Here is a 14,540-nt window from a genome sequence, read left to right as displayed (position 1 = left end):
TTGCTGGGCAAGGCGCTGCACTACCTGTCCTCGCAGTGGGCCAAGCTGGAGCGCTTCGTCACCAACGGTCTCTACCCCATAGACAACAACGGCTGTGAGAATTCGATCCGTCCGTTTGTCATCGGAAGACGCAACTGGTTGTTTGCCGACACCGTGGCCGGCGCCAACGCGAGCGCCAATCTGTACTCGTTGCTGGAGACCTGCAAGGTCAACGGCGTCGATGGGTACCAGTACCTGCGCTCGCTGCTGGTGGCGCTTCCTCGGGCCAGGACCGTCGAGGACTATGAGGCCTTGCTGCCCTGGTGTCTCAACGGGCGCAGCGGCTGAAATAGGAAACTGTGCAAGGGGTGCGGTCTATTGATCGCTTACAAACAAGCTGCGCAGCCTGCGACTGGAAGCCAACAGCACCGGCAATGCGCTGGTGCATGCCGACCTGGGCGGGCGCCTGGGTGACAACCGCGACGTGGGCTACCGCCTCAACCTGCTCGGCGAGCGTCTGAACAGCCACGCACGCGGCACCGAAGGTCAGCGCGCCCTGGTAGCGCTGGCAATCGACGCACGCCTATCGCCCGACAGCCTGCTGGAAGGTGAATTCGAGGTTTCGCGCCGCAGCCAGGCCAGCGTGCCCGGCCTGAGCCTGCTGGGAAGCGCCCTGCCCCCGGCCGATGCCCGTATCAACATCAACACCCAGCCTTGGAGCCAGCCCGTGGTGTTCCAAAATTTCAGCGGTAGCCTGCGCTACACCCAAGCCATCAACAGCGCGTGGAACTGGCAAGCGCAGCTGGGCACGCAGCGGCTGAAGACCGATGACCGGCTGGCGTATCCCTATGGCTGCTACGACCCGGTTGCCGACGAATACCTCTTCAGCTATTGCCCCAATGGTGACTTCGACCTCTACGATTACCGCAGCGAAAACGAACGCCGCAACACCACAGCCGCGCAGTGGCGCATCAACGGGAAACTGACCACCGGCGCCCTTCAACACCAGGTGAGCGCCGGCGTGGTCACCAGCCGCTTCACCGACCGGGGTCAGCTGCAAGCCGACAACAACGATGCAGTAGGCATAGGCAACATCTTCACACTCCCACCATTTGCCCCGGTGGCCGACTACACCGACCCATACACCAACCGCACCGAGCGCAGCACCGAGTTCTTCGCCACCGACGTGATCCGCTGGAACGAGCAGCTTCAAACCTGGTTCGGCCTGCGCCACACGCGGCTCGACCGCGCCAGCGTGCGCACGGACGGAACGCGGGCCACCACCTATACCCAGAACGTCACCACGCCATGGCTCGCGGCCACCTGGCAGCTCAACGCGGCGCAGATGGCCTACGCCAGCTGGGGGCAAGGTGTCGAGTCCGAAGTCGCGCCCGGCCGCGCACGCTACACCAACCAGGGCGAACCGCTGCCGGCGCTCAAAAGCCGTCAGTGGGAACTGGGGCTGAAATCGGACACCGGTAGCCAGCGCTGGAATGCCACACTTTTCAACATGGTGCGCCCTGCGTCTGGTGATCTGCTGTTGGGTGGCGCACCGGCGTGCGAGGCGGATGACTCCTGCACCCGCATCATCGACGGCAATGCCCGCCACCGCGGGCTAGAGCTGGGTGGTGGCCGCACCAGCGGCGCATGGTCCTACGACGCCAGCGCCACCTGGATTCACGCCGAACGCCGCAGCTCGGTGATCGATCCCGCGCTGAACGGTCAACGCCCCACCAACGTACCCACCTGGGTGCTCAGAGCCAACATCAGCCACGCCCTGGCCACGGTGCCCGGCCTGCACCTGGGCGCCCACCTGTCACACGAAGGGCGCCGCGCCGTGCTGCCCGACGGTTCGTTGCAACTCCCTTCCTGGACACGAATCGACGCCTCACTGCGCTACGATACGCGGCTGCAAGGCCAGCCAGCCACCTGGACCCTGGCAGTCGACAACCTGCTGGATCGCCGTTTTTTCAAAGAGTCGCCGTATCAGTATGGTCACGTCTACTTGTTTCCAAGCGCACCACGCACCGTTCGCCTGTCTCTCCAGACAAATTTCTGAAAAATTACGGCCCACTTGAAAAAATGGCGAAAATGTCCCTATAATTCAAAGCTGTTCCCTGATAGCTCAGTCGGTAGAGCGACGGACTGTTAATCCGCAGGTCCCTGGTTCGAGTCCAGGTCGGGGAGCCAAGTAAATCAAGAGTCAGCAGGTTAGCGCCTGCTGACTTTTTTGCTTTCTGGGTTTGGCTGGTGCCAGTCTGGTGCCAGTTTCTGGGCTGTTGAACGCAGTCCAGAGAATCGCGCACGATGTGTTGCGCGCGAGCTGCATCAAGACTTCGGCTGGCACCATCGCAGAGTCCAAACCGTCAAAGCCTCGTTGGCTAACGCGCTGTTCTGACAGTGAGAGCCTTGTGCACAAGATTTGACGGCGAATCCAGCATGACCAAGCTGCCTGCGGTGCCCTACAGTTGCCAACATGCCTCCACCGGGAGAATGGCCGTGCAACAGACCTCCGCCCCACCATCCGACACACACGATCAGGTACCGACCGTGTTCCTGCGCATGCCATCCGTCATGCAAATGACGGGCTTGGGTCGATCCACGATCTATAGGCTCATGGCCCGACAACAGTTCCCCTGCCCGGTTCGCCTCGGTGTGCGCGCAGTGGCCTGGCGCCGCAGCGAACTGGATGTGTGGAGCCAGACACGCCCAGCAACATCGCACTGATGCGAACAAGCTCAGCCTTGAAATCCATCGGGTTTACAGCCATCCAAGGGACAGGCCAAAGATGGCATACCGCGGCAGGAGAAGCCGTATTCTGAGTGGCGTCTAGGCAGCGATTTCAGTAGTTCGCGGAGAATCACACTAGGACTGCTCGTCGTAAACGAAGCGGTCATTCAACCCTCAGCGGTCCTGGTCCAAAGACCGTCTTCACCTTACGCTGAGTCTGCAGCAAACAAGTTGCGCCCACCTGTGTGAAGAGAACTGATCCTGCGAGTTTCCGCCCAGCCGCGAAAGGGTGGCCGCCCTGCACCCAGGAGAAGTCGGCAACCCACACGCTGATCAGATCTCCGTCTGCTCTGAAATTTCGAGAGCATCATCCACCTCGATGCCTAGGTTTCTCACGGTCGATTCAAGCTTTGAGTGTCCAAGATCTCCCTCTTTCGCTGGAAGCGAGGGGCCGAGGTGCCGAGGCGCCCATCGTCAACTACACCGCTGTGACCACGAAGCCATCACGCAGCGCCGACCGTCGCCAATACTGGGCACGGGAGCAAGGGCGCTGGCGACTGTTTTTCGACGGAGCGGTCTGAGCGGCCTGGCGGCTCAGGTTGCCACTCAGGGCTTCTTCATCCCTTCCTGCTCCATCAGTAAGTAGGTGTTGTAGGCGTTCATGCGGTTGGCGAACTGGAACATCGGCATGCGCTCGAAAGTCGACCAGTCGGTGGCCTTGTAGGCTTCCTCGAACGGCAGCATGTCCTGTGTGGCCTGGCCCATGGACTTGCGCAGGTAGCCCAGGTAGTCGCGGATCACGCCGATGTCCTTGCGGGCATCGGTCGATGCCGCGCCATGGCCGGGCACCACGGTCTTCGCATCAAAGGTCAGCAGGCGGTCGAGCGCACCGATCCACTGAGCACTGTTGGCTTTGCCCACAAAGGGCAGTCGGCCGTTGAAGATGAGGTCGCCCGCGAACAGCACGCCTTCGCTGGGCACGTAGATCGCCAGGTCTTCCGGCGTGTGCGACGGCCCCACGGGCTCGATCACGAAGCGCGTGCCGGCCAGCTCCAGCGTGGTTGGGCCGTCTATCCAGCGGTCCGAGTTCACCAGCCGTGTCTGCGCGTCCACCCAGGGTGCGAGATCGGTGCGAGAGGCTTCCAGCCGCTGCAACGCAGTTTCAGAGTTCAGATACTCCAGGGCAGCACGGTGCGCAAGGATCTGCACCCCTTTGGCCTTGAAGGTCTGCAGTCCGTAGATGTGGTCCGCGTGGTAGTGCGTCACCAGGACATGCGTGACGGGTTTGGTCGTGACGCGGGCGATTTGCTCCATCAGACGCTGCGCCAGGGCGGGCGAGCCGAGTGCATCGATCACCACCACGCCATCGCGCGCGACCACAAAGCCAGCGTTGCTGATGAAGTTCTGGTTGGCGGGCGAGCCCAGCGCGGCCAGGCCTTCGACGTAGTAGGTCTGGGGGCCGACCTTCTGCAGCTTCATCTCGGGCGCCGTCTGGGCCAGCACGGCGGGAGCACCCGCCAGCAACAGCGCCGCAACGCCCGCCGCTACCGCTTGCAACAGCTGCTGAACCTTGGTGTGGGGGGCTGAACGCATAATGCTTTCCTGGTCGGGTCGGTCGCTTCAGTGCTTGGCCGGCGCGGTGGCTTTCGCCGCCGCGTCGAAACCGCCCTTGGCCTTCCACTCTTCCATGCCACCCTGCAGGATGCGCACGTTCTCCCAACCGGCCACGCGCAGCGCGAAGCCGGCCTGAGCCGAGAGCGAGCCGGTGTTGCAGTAGATCAGCACCGGTTTGTTTTTCGGGATGTCATTGCGCTTGGCCAGCACCTGGCGCCAGTCCATGTTGATCGCGCCGGGGATGTGGCCCTTGGCGAACTGGCCGGCGTCGCGCGCATCGATCACCACCATCTTCGGCCACTCGTCCTTGGGGATCTGTTCGGCAAAGATCACGCCGCCGCCGTAGTCGACGAACTCCAGGTAGCCCTCCATCACGTCGACAGCATCGGCCTGTTTGTCGGCGTGGGCAGCGGGGGCAAGCAGCAGGCTGGCGGCGGCGGTGGCGGCCGCCAAGGCCAGGGAACGAAGTTTCATGTTGTCTCCAAGTTAGAAATCGGTCTATCAGCAATAACGGATATTGTCTGCGTGCGACCCGGTCTGCTTACCGAGGGTTTCCACGGTAAGGCGCGCTCAAGAAGTCTTCTGGGTGCGCGCCTGCAGGTCGGCCAGCCAGCCGCGGATGCGCCGCGCGTTGGTGCCGCGGTCGATCTGGCCCAGGCGTGAGCGCGAACGCATGTCCACGCGCGACCCGCTGCCCTCCGGCGCGATGCGGATGGTCACCTCGTCGGCAAAGCCGAACAGGCGGCTGGTGGCCACTGCTTCGATGCGCCCTTCGTTTGCATCATTGCCCACCACTTCCCAGCCGCGCTCCTGCACCAGCTTCAGGGCCAGCTCGAACACGGCAGGACGCGCCATGGGCAGCGTCAGCGGCACCAGATCGGGGTAGCCCTGGCGCTGCTGCTGCGCCACCGCTGCGCCGGGGTAGGCCATCGGGTTGGGCATGTCCCAGAACTCGGGCGGGTTCTCGGTGTCGGTGCTGATGTCGTTGATGTGCGGGTAGGTGCGGGTGGCGTATTCCCACTGCAGCGCCATGCCCAACACGGGCAGCGCCAGCAGCATGCCCAGCAGCCCGGTCACCACGGCGCCCCGCTGGCGACGCGAACGCCACAGACCCGCCAGCGACAGCACCAGGCCCAGCGCCGCGGCATAGACGGCGCCCTCGGCGATCTGGATGCCTTTGAGGAAGTGCCACCAGCCTTGCCGGTAGCCCGCGCCGGCCAGCAGCACGGCGCCGATGGCGGCCAGACCGAGCAGCAGGCCCAGCAGCGGCAGACGGACAGAAGATGAGTTGCGTTCGTTTTTCATGATGGTCGCGGGTGTCGGGGCAGTCCCATTCACCCTTGGGCGTCGGTGGATGGTGCCGACCAGTTGCGGCGGTTGATGGCGTAGTCAGTCACTTCGCCTTTGAAGGGCAGCACCAGCATGCCGGGCAGGCGCGCCACCTCGTGCGGATCGGTGTGGCCGTGGATGCCGATGGTCATGCCGAGCTGGCCGGCGCGCGGCTGCTCGCGGTAGGTACCGAACAGGCGGTCCCACCAGGTGAGGTTGAAGCCGAAGTTGGAGTTGCTCTCGTCATCTTCCACGGAGTGGTGCACGCGGTGCATGTCGGGGGTGACGAGGAACCAGCGCAGCGCGCGGTCCAGCGCGGCGGGCAGGCGGATGTTGCCGTGGTTGAAGGTGGCGCAGGCGCTGAGCAGCACCTCAAAAACCACCACTGCCAGCACCGGCGCGCCGAGCAGCGTGATGGTGGCGAACTTGATGCCCATGGAGAGCACGATCTCCAGCGGGTGAAAGCGTGTGCCAGTGGTGAGGTCGTAGTCGAGGTCGGCGTGGTGCACGCGGTGCAGCCGCCAGAGCGCGGGCACGGCGTGCACCATCACGTGCTGCAGCCAGATGACGAAGTCCATCGCCACCACGGCCAGCGGCACCGCGAGCCAGAACGGCACGGCGAAGTTGTTCAGCAGCCCCCAGCCTTTCTCCACACCCAGCGCGGCCATGCCGACCGCCGCGGTCGGGAACACCAGGCGCACGATCACCGTGTTGAGCAACACGATGCCAAGGTTGGCGGTCCAGCGTTGCCGGCGGGTGAGCAGGAGCACCCGGCGCGGGGATGCCAGTTCCCACAGGGCCACGAGGGCGAACACGCCAAAGAAGAAGCCCATGCGGATCAGTGGCTCGTTGCCGAGCACCCATTGTTCGAAGTTCATGTGCGCTCCCGCAGGCGAAGGATTTTCAACTCGGTGCTGACCGAGGCCAGCAAGGCCAGCGCCAGGAACGGCACCACCGCCAGGTTCAGCGTGGCCCAGCCATAGCGGTCGTACAGCCATCCCGCAGACAGGCTGGAAGCCGCCACCAGCCCGAACACCAGAAACTCATTGATGGCTTGCACCTTGAGCTGTTCGGCCGGGCGGTAGGTCTGCGTCAACAAGGCGGTGCCGCCCACGAAGGCGAAGTTCCAGCCCACGCCGAGCAACACCAGCGCCGAGGCAAAGTGCAGGAACTCCAGCCCCGACAAGGCCACCGCCACGTGCGCTAGCAGCAGCAGAAAGCCCGTCTGCATGATGCGGGGCGCACCAAACCGTTTGACGAGGTTGCCAGTGAAGAACGACGGCGCAAACATGCCCACCACATGCCACTGGATCACCGGAGTGACGCTCTGCCCCGGCAGGCCGCAGCCCAGCATGGCCAGCGGCGTGGCGGTCATCACCATGATCATCACGGAGTAGCCCACTGCCGCACCCAGGATCGAAGTGAGCAGCAAGGGCTGCGACAGCAGTTCCCACACCGAACGGGCCGTTCCTGCGGCCACGGACGCAACCGGTTTGAGCCGAACCTGCGACAGCAAGCCCAGCGCCAACACACTGAGCACGGCCTGCGCCAGGTACGAGCCCACGAAGGGCCCGGAGATGAACCAGTCGCGCCCCCATTGCCCCAGTTGCGGCCCCAGGAAGGCAGCGACCACCCCGCCCGCCACAACCCAGGAAATCGCGCGGGTGGTGTGTGCGGCGTCCACCGCCTCGGCGGCGGCGAAGCGGTAGTAGTTGGCGAAACCCTGGTAGCTGCCCAGCAGCAGGTGCCCCAGCACGAACAGCACAAACGAACCCTGCCAGAGGCCATAACCGGCCAGCGCGCTGCCCGCCACCCCCAAACCAGCGCCCATCAGGAAACCGGCCCGGCGACCCAGGCGCCGCATGAGCAGGGCGGCCGGCAGCGAAGCGATGGCGGTGCCCACCACCATCGCCGCCACCGGCAGCGTGGCGAGGCTTTTGTCGGGCGCCAGCAAGGCACCCAGGATGGCGGCCAGGCTCATCGACAGCACGATGGCCGAGAGCATCAGGGCCTGGCTGCCGGCCAGCAGGAGTACGTTGCGACGACCTGGGAACATGGTGGACTTTCGGGTCATTCAGAAAACGAGGACCTTGTCCGCCTCGGCGGTCCAGTCGGCCAGTTGAGCCAGCGTGGAGCGCTGCGCACCAGTGACCATGTCTGGCTCGCTCAGGCCTCGCGCGTCCATGCACGTGCCGCACAACGCCACCTCGCCTTTGCGCAGCACCTTGCCCAGCATGAGCTGCACGTTGTAGTAGCCCTCGGGCACTTTCTGGCCCGCCTTGGCGCAGCCCACGGCATCGGCCATGAGGAACACGCGCACCTGCACGCCCTCCTTGGCTGTCATCGTGCCGGCCAGCCGCAGGCCGTTGTAGGCGCGCTCGTTACCGTAAGGCGCGTCGTTGAGGATGAACAGAACAGAACTCATGTCGAACACTCGGTTGGTTAAATCAATCGGCCTGCGACGCCAGAGGCAGCCCAGCGGCCTGCCACTCGCTCACGCCGTCGGACACCTTGCGTGCCCGGTAGCCGCGCGCCTGCAGCAGCGCCACGGCTTCGTCGGACAGCAGGCAAAACGGCCCGCGGCAGTAGGCGACGATCTCTTTGTCGCGCGGCAGCGAGGCCAGGTGTTTTTGAACCTCGGCCAGCGGCATGGAGCGGGCATAGGGCAGGTGCGCCACGGCGTATTCGTCGCTCGGGCGCACGTCGATCACCACCACCTCGCCGCGGCGGGCCTGCTCCATCAGCGCCTGCCGGTCAACCGGCGCGAGCTGTCCAGGGTTGGCAGCCATCTGGTCGAGCGCCAGGCGCAGTTCCAGCAGGTGTTCACCGGCCACTTCGCGCAGCTTCACGCCCAGGCCGGCCACATCGGAGCCGGTGAGCCGGTAGTGGATGAACTTGCCCTCGCGCCGACTCGTCACCAGACGCGCATCGCGCAGCGCTTTCAGGTGGGCGCTGGCGAGCTTGATGTCGATGGACAGCTCGGCGGCGAGCGCTTCCACCGACTTCTCGCCTTGCGCCAGCATCTCCAGCAGCTCCAGCCGCTTGGGACTGGCCAGTGCTTTGCCGATGCGGGCGACTTGTTCGTAAAGCAGGTCTTTGAGTTGACGGTTGTTCATGCTGTTATTCTAACGACCTTTAGAATAATAGAGCAACACGGACAAGAATCAATGTCGTACACAGCCCGACAATCGACACGACCTCGCACCCAGTGCCCCGCGATTCATGCAGAAAACCAACAGAGACAGACCTCTCTTCGCCGTCGTTCTTGTGGTGGCTGTGCACGCGCTGGCGTTGACCTGGGCTGTCAACCGCCCCTTCAAGATCAAGAATCCACCCGACAAAGCCAAGGAAGCAGTCCTTGTCATGCAGGTGGTGCAGCAACCTCCTGTCAGTCGTCCGCCAGAGCCGGTCCAGAAAGCACTGCCTCCGAAAGCGGTTCCGTCGGTGCGCATGCCGGACAAGGCTGTCACCCCGCCTATCGCCAAAACCCCACCCGCCACGATGAACGCCCCGCCTGCGCCTTCCGCGGCGGAGTGGGCTTTTGCCGCGCAATACGCCCTCAAGAACAGCAAGGGCTACCGCCACAACTGGGGGCAGCAGGTGCGCAGCATGATGGGCACGGCTGTCGAAGGTCCCGATCAAGGCACCGTACGCTTTCGTATCGAGATCGCGCCCGACGGCAGCCTGGCACGCCTGGACACCCTGTGGACCACCTCGGCAACGGTCGAACAGCGTGCCCGAAAGGCCGTCGAACAGATGCCGCGCTTGCCGCCCACCCCCACGGGGAAGCCCCTGATCTTTGAGAAAACCATCACTTTCGACCCCTGGACCGCCGACGCGCCGCCGCTCTACAAGAACGACTGCGAGCCCGACCCGGTGCAACACGGCAACCGCTTCGTCTGGGACGGACGCTCGCCGCAGGTGGTGGCGGAACAGGCTGTGGCCGAGAAGCTGGACCCCGCGGCCTACGCCGAATGCCTCAAGCAACTACCGCAAGACAGCATCGAGGCTGAAGCCGCCAGCGACGAACGCCAGCAGAAACAGTGGGCCTCGCCCACGTTGGGGCGATGAGATCACTTCCCTACGGTACCGACTGCTGGCTCAGCGCGGCTGGAACACGATGCATTCCTCATGCTCGCCCCCGCGGCGTGGACGCCAGCCCCACGTACCAAGCCGAGGGCCGCACGCCGTCCACCGCCTACAACCAGCCCGTGGCCAAACCGATGTAGACACCGCCATAGGCTGCGTACATATGGCCCGACTCCTCGTGCAGGGTGCAGCATCCGCGCAAACGCTGCAAAGTTCCCAGCTGTTGGCGCAGCCAAACCGGCGCCCCCCTCAAGCAGCCACAGCCAGTAAAAGCAGCAGGCTTCTCCTACGCAGAGTTTTCTTCCGCGAGTCGAACTTGCCTGCACGCGCATTTGCGCTGTTGAACCCATGTGACTGCTATGTAGCCGGAAGCTGGCTGTCATCGTGTCCAACTCGGACGACCGAGATCAGCCTTAAGCCGCCGACCGGTGTGCGGTATGTGGTGCAGGTTCATGCCGACAACTGAGTTCTGTGCTCCTGGGGTACATCAGAGACACAGTCGACCTGCTTCGATCAGTGTCAAGCTCCCTGTCCCGTCGCGAGCTTCAGCACCACCCCGATCACGAACAGCGAGACGGCAATCCGCCCCCATCGCCAGGTGGTGAACCAGTAACGATGATTGACCCACACCGCGCGGTGGATTCGCTCTGCTGAAACCAGGAGCGCAAACGCAATGACCATGGGGCCGACGATTCCGACGGACGCATCGATGTGGCTCAAGAGGAATACCCAGAACAGCGGCCAGGCCACCGCATCGATGGCCGCCAGCCATCGTCGACCGGTCCAGTGCGGTGCATTGGCCCGGGGTTCACGCGCAACGAGCAGCCACATACCAACCTCCAGTTACTTCATGCTTCACAGATCCAATCCACTGTGCTTCTCGTCCATTCGGAGCACGGTTTTGCCCATAATGAAAAGGCAACCGACAAACGTTCAAAGAGTGCCAGATCCCACCCGGTGATTGAGTCCACACGGCAAACAACCGTAAAAGTTGTTTCATCGCTCGCGGGTCCATGGTCTGCCCAGTGATCCATGAAGTCGTGTCGTCTGATCTCCAAGAAACACTGCTCCAATTTCCGAGGGAGCTGGATTGGGAATCCGTCCCTCGATCATCGAGTCTGTTCAGGTGCGCACCTGCCCCGCATTCGTCGGTCGCCGTGCGACACCCACAGCGCTGCGTCAAGGTGCGAGCGCCTGGGCACCGTGGAATAAATGGAAGGGGCCCACCAAAGTGAAACGGTGGTGGGAAGGCGGCTGTTTATGCCGCGAAAGGCCTTGGCGAATGCGCCGGCAGCGCTATGGTTCGCAAGTCGGCGAGCGGCGAAATTTCAGGGACGGCACCTTGAGAAGATTTTCGGAAGGGCCGATCGCAACGCGGGCACTCGCCTCCCTGAATCTCGGTTCGTGAAACGCCGCGTGCCATCAATTCGTTCCAAGAAGCTCCGACGGACGGAAACGACTGGAAACCATTGAAACGCGCACGATACCCGCGCCATCTAGACAGGATTTCGCCGCAACCTTCTAAATGGACGTAGTCAGCAATCTGCCGTTGCTGGCACTGCCGGAGCAGCCCCATATGCTGGATCGTGATCAGTTGGAAACGTTTGCCACTGTGGTCGAGCAGCAAAGCTTTGACCGCGCGGCCAGCGTGCTCAGCATCACGCGCGGGGCCGTCTCTCAGCGCATCAAGGCGCTGGAAGAATCTCTGTCTACCGTGCTGGTCAAGCGCGAACGGCCGGTGGCGGCCACGCATGCCGGTGAAGTGCTGCTGCGCCATGTGAAGGCCCTTCGCATCCTTGAGGGATCGGCACTCCAAGAACTTTCGCCAATCGCCAAGCCACACGCACCCGTGTCCCTGGCAATTGCGGTGAATGCCGACTCCCTGGCCACCTGGTTTCCTGAAGTGCTCAGGAAGTTGCTGTTGGGTCAGCTGGTGGCCTTGGAGGTGATCGCTGACGATCAGGATCACACCTCTGCCCTGCTGGCTCGCGGCGATGTGATCGGGTGCATATCGACCTCTGCCAAACCCGCCGATGGATTTTTGGCCGAATGCCTCGGTGCTATGGAATACCGCTGCTACGCGACGCCAGACTTCGCGCACGCGCACTTTCCGAGCGGGCTTACGGTGCCCGCTGTGCTCTCAACACCGGCTGTGTTGTTCAACCGCAAGGACTCGCTGCACGACGACTTCCTGAAAAGGCACTTCGGGTTCGCCGTTGAGCGGTACTCCAGACACTATTTGCCCTCGCCTGTCGCCTTGCTCGAAGGGGTAGCCATGGGCGCTGGCTATGGCCTGATTCCCAGCTGGCAGGCGGCACCCTTGGTGGAAGCGGGACGGCTCGTGGACGTCTGCCCCGAAGAGCGAGAGATGGTGGACTTGTTCTGGCACCACTGGGACCTTGAACCACCGATGGCCAGTGACATCACAGCCCTTATCGTGAAGGTGGCGAGGAACAGCTTGGAGCCTTCGGTCGGGTTCGAGCCATCAACGGCGAAAGCCGGAGAATCGGCCAGACCACCCTCCGGCGGAAAAGCGGAACCACAGGGCGGTACCAGCGGACAAGAAGCATCCGAGCAGCAGTGACACCACGTCGGTGTCTTCACCATGCGGCCCCAACCAGCCCGCCAGATGCACGGCGACTGACGCAGCAAAACCAACCGCCACGATCCACCTTGCGTGCTGCGGCGGTACGACGATGCCAGTGACCATGGTGGCAAAGCAAACGCTGATGCTGGCGATGTAGATCACGTTGACCGACACCATGGTGTCCACAATGCCCTGGTTACGTGAAGCCAGCAACGCGCTCAAACCCAAGGCAATCAGCGCAAACATCGGGTGACCCGCAGAACGACTCCCAGAAGCGGCACACGCCAACGCTTCCGTCATGGCGCGCAAGATCGCTGCGCCTGCACCCAACGCTGCCACGGACAGGGCGATGAGCATGAGCTTGGCTGCGCCCTGCCCCACCGACCCAGCGACCTGACCCAGCACCCAGGGAACCACCTGCTTGGCGTCCGCCAAGTCGCTCAACAGGCCACCACTCTGCATGGCGACCACCACGGCCGACGGCAAAAATGCGATCACAAAGAGCAACAGCCCTGCAAGAACGCAGCCGCCCACTGCGGCCAAGGGTGAGCGCGCGGCCAATACAAATTGCTGGTAATCGGCACCAGTGCAGACCAATAAGCCGACGGCCAGAGATATGGCCACCACGCGGGATGGACTGAACGTGGACAGGTCTTCGGTAAAAGCGGGAATCGCCTGCAGGTAGATGCCCAAGCCATTGGCGACGACCAGCGCGTAGACCAAGACAGCGGCGCTCACAAGGAGACACATGGCGAACAGAGCCGATGCGAACCGCAGGTCCAATCGCGATGCGCCGTAGATCAGCAACAAGATCGCCAGGTAACTGTTTGCCTTTTCAAGGCCCAGCAACTCCAGCACCGCAACACCGCCTTGAATCTGGGCAGCCAGCACGCCCGACATCCAGATCAATGACAGCAACGCCACCACGCCCTGAAGCTGCTTGCCGTAGGCCCGGCCAAACAGATCCCAGACCGGAAGCCCTGTCGCCCATAGCTGCCGTGCGAACACGGCCAGCACCAGCATGCCAAAGCCGGTGGCTACCCCATAGATGCTGCCTGCCATGCCGTGGGAAAGCGCCAATTCGCCCGACCCAAAAAGGAACCCAATCCCATAGCTGGCTGACACCAGGAGTACCGCGACCTGCAAGCTCCCCAGCGCCCTATTCATGGAGCCCGCCCTTGCAACTGCCATGCGTCAGTGACTGGATCAGCGCCGGTGAAGTAGGCTGAACAGACCTTGCCGCGATCCCTGAAGACTTCCTGCCCTTTCAGCAACCGGTGCGCCTCGGGCAGTCGGTAATACGGCACCGCTGGCAAAAGGTGATGGGTGAGGTGGTACCCGTTGTTGCGCGGGTGGATCAGCCAGCGCCAGAAACCGTGGCAAGTCATGTCACGCGTAAAGGTGAACACGCCGCCCGGCTGAAGACCGAGGTGATCGCACATTTCGCGGAAAGTGGTGATCAGATGGAAAACTGTCGCCCTGGCCAGCAGCCACAGCACCAGGAAGGTGATCGGGAAGTCGGGGCCAGCCACAACCCACATCAATGCCACAGCCCCGACCCACCACCCAAGGATGTAGAGCTGACTGGCCGCGCGAACCTGGCGCGAAAACAGGTGTCCACCCATCGACGACAGCCAAGCGCTCAAAGAAAAGACCTGGTCCAGGTAGTTCGAGAACCATGTCGTTGGCCCCCTTCGAGCGAAAAACCAGGGAGACGTGGGCATGGTGCTCAATCACGTCGCTCACCCAGATCTATTTGGCGCGGCTTACCGTACCCAGCGATTGGTGATATTCGGCAACACCCAACACCCACTCGCGCAACGGGCCACTCTCAAACTGCGTGATCTGCAGGGTCAGAGGTTCGTCATCCGAGAGGAAGGATCGACGACCAGACGCGTGTTTGAACAAGAACTAAAGGAGCGAGGCGTCGAGGTGCAGGTGGCTCTGGAGATGGGCAGCCGCGAGTCCGTTCGAGAGGCGGTGGCGGAGGGGCTGGGCCTAGGCGTCGTGGCGGAAACAGCCTACAGGCCGGATCCTCGCCTTGTTAAGTTAACTATTTCAGACACCAGCATGGCGACACAGGTGCACTTCATCTGTAGAAAGGAGCGGCATCAAGCTCCACTGATCTCGATCTTCCTGGGTTTGGCGCATAGCGTAAGTCAGAAAATTGCCTAGGTATGGAACTTGGATTCCATGCAGCCGTGGGGCATGG

Annotated in this window: 16 protein-coding genes and 1 tRNA gene; 7 read left to right on the top strand and 10 right to left on the bottom strand. The window is 63.0% G+C overall.

The window, feature by feature from the left end:
* The 4 genes from AC0GNR_RS18570 to AC0GNR_RS18555 all read left to right on the top strand — a co-directional run.
* Window positions 1–327: IS66 family transposase (locus AC0GNR_RS18570; RefSeq protein ID WP_472900380.1), on the top strand; the 327-nt coding region annotated here is incomplete at its 5' end.
* 94 nt (window positions 328–421) lie between these two features.
* Window positions 422–2,038 (top strand): TonB-dependent siderophore receptor, encoded by a 1,617-nt coding sequence (locus AC0GNR_RS18565; protein ID WP_472902292.1) that lies wholly within the window; start codon window positions 422–424, stop codon window positions 2,036–2,038.
* Window positions 2,039–2,093: 55 nt separating this feature from the next.
* Window positions 2,094–2,169 (top strand) — tRNA-Asn (locus AC0GNR_RS18560).
* Between the two features lie 249 nt (window positions 2,170–2,418).
* On the top strand, window positions 2,419–2,706 hold the full coding sequence (locus AC0GNR_RS18555) for an AlpA family transcriptional regulator (protein ID WP_472902291.1): 288 nt from the start codon (window positions 2,419–2,421) through the stop codon (window positions 2,704–2,706).
* Window positions 2,707–3,315: 609 nt separating this feature from the next.
* Here the strand turns inward: AC0GNR_RS18555 and AC0GNR_RS18550 are convergent.
* The 7 genes from AC0GNR_RS18550 to AC0GNR_RS18520 form a co-directional block, all read right to left on the bottom strand.
* Window positions 3,316–4,302 (bottom strand): MBL fold metallo-hydrolase, encoded by a 987-nt coding sequence (locus AC0GNR_RS18550; RefSeq protein WP_472902290.1) that lies wholly within the window; start codon window positions 4,300–4,302, stop codon window positions 3,316–3,318.
* A gap of 27 nt (window positions 4,303–4,329) precedes the next feature.
* Window positions 4,330–4,797: a rhodanese-like domain-containing protein gene (locus AC0GNR_RS18545; RefSeq protein WP_472902289.1), complete on the bottom strand. Its 468-nt coding sequence runs from the start codon at window positions 4,795–4,797 to the stop codon at window positions 4,330–4,332.
* Window positions 4,798–4,893: 96 nt separating this feature from the next.
* Window positions 4,894–5,628: a DUF1499 domain-containing protein gene (locus tag AC0GNR_RS18540; protein WP_472902288.1), complete on the bottom strand. Its 735-nt coding sequence runs from the start codon at window positions 5,626–5,628 to the stop codon at window positions 4,894–4,896.
* A gap of 29 nt (window positions 5,629–5,657) precedes the next feature.
* A complete protein-coding gene (locus AC0GNR_RS18535) occupies window positions 5,658–6,530 on the bottom strand; it encodes a sterol desaturase family protein (RefSeq protein WP_472902287.1) in 873 nt (290 codons plus the stop codon).
* The gene (locus tag AC0GNR_RS18530) at window positions 6,527–7,708 is read right to left on the bottom strand and encodes an MFS transporter (RefSeq protein WP_472902286.1); all 1,182 of its coding nucleotides are present in this window, start codon (window positions 7,706–7,708) and stop codon (window positions 6,527–6,529) included. The genes AC0GNR_RS18535 and AC0GNR_RS18530 overlap by 4 nt, the downstream gene beginning before the upstream one ends.
* A gap of 18 nt (window positions 7,709–7,726) precedes the next feature.
* Window positions 7,727–8,077 carry a DsrE/DsrF/TusD sulfur relay family protein gene (locus tag AC0GNR_RS18525; RefSeq protein WP_472902285.1) on the bottom strand — a complete coding sequence of 117 codons (351 nt, stop codon included), beginning with the start codon at window positions 8,075–8,077 and terminating at the stop codon, window positions 7,727–7,729.
* Between the two features lie 22 nt (window positions 8,078–8,099).
* The gene (locus AC0GNR_RS18520; RefSeq protein WP_472902284.1) at window positions 8,100–8,768 is read right to left on the bottom strand and encodes an ArsR/SmtB family transcription factor; all 669 of its coding nucleotides are present in this window, start codon (window positions 8,766–8,768) and stop codon (window positions 8,100–8,102) included.
* A 385-nt stretch (window positions 8,769–9,153) separates the two neighbouring features.
* Here AC0GNR_RS18520 and AC0GNR_RS18515 point away from each other — a divergent pair, with 385 nt between their 5' ends.
* On the top strand, window positions 9,154–9,723 hold the full coding sequence (locus AC0GNR_RS18515) for an energy transducer TonB family protein (RefSeq protein ID WP_472902283.1): 570 nt from the start codon (window positions 9,154–9,156) through the stop codon (window positions 9,721–9,723).
* A 537-nt stretch (window positions 9,724–10,260) separates the two neighbouring features.
* On the opposite strand, the gene AC0GNR_RS18510 is transcribed toward AC0GNR_RS18515, so the two are convergent.
* Complete coding sequence (locus AC0GNR_RS18510) at window positions 10,261–10,572, bottom strand: hypothetical protein (protein ID WP_428300031.1); 312 nt, start codon at window positions 10,570–10,572, stop codon at window positions 10,261–10,263.
* Window positions 10,573–11,266: 694 nt separating this feature from the next.
* On the opposite strand from AC0GNR_RS18510, the gene argP reads away from it, so the two are divergent.
* Window positions 11,267–12,325, top strand: coding sequence for an HTH-type transcriptional regulator ArgP (gene argP / locus AC0GNR_RS18505; protein WP_472902282.1), 1,059 nt, complete (start codon window positions 11,267–11,269; stop codon window positions 12,323–12,325).
* Here the strand turns inward: argP and AC0GNR_RS18500 are convergent.
* A complete protein-coding gene (locus AC0GNR_RS18500; RefSeq protein ID WP_472902281.1) occupies window positions 12,227–13,390 on the bottom strand; it encodes an SLC5/6 family protein in 1,164 nt (387 codons plus the stop codon). The genes argP and AC0GNR_RS18500 overlap by 99 nt on opposite strands.
* A gap of 101 nt (window positions 13,391–13,491) precedes the next feature.
* Window positions 13,492–14,052: a fatty acid desaturase gene (locus tag AC0GNR_RS18495; RefSeq protein ID WP_472902293.1), complete on the bottom strand. Its 561-nt coding sequence runs from the start codon at window positions 14,050–14,052 to the stop codon at window positions 13,492–13,494.
* Here AC0GNR_RS18495 and AC0GNR_RS18490 point away from each other — a divergent pair.
* Window positions 14,051–14,503 carry a LysR substrate-binding domain-containing protein gene (locus AC0GNR_RS18490; protein WP_291330581.1) on the top strand — a complete coding sequence of 151 codons (453 nt, stop codon included), beginning with the start codon at window positions 14,051–14,053 and terminating at the stop codon, window positions 14,501–14,503. The genes AC0GNR_RS18495 and AC0GNR_RS18490 overlap by 2 nt on opposite strands.
* The last annotated feature ends 37 nt before the right edge of the window (window positions 14,504–14,540 follow it).

This window comes from Hydrogenophaga sp. LT287, from assembly GCF_055702805.1.
This window is presented reverse-complemented; position numbering and strand designations above follow the sequence as displayed.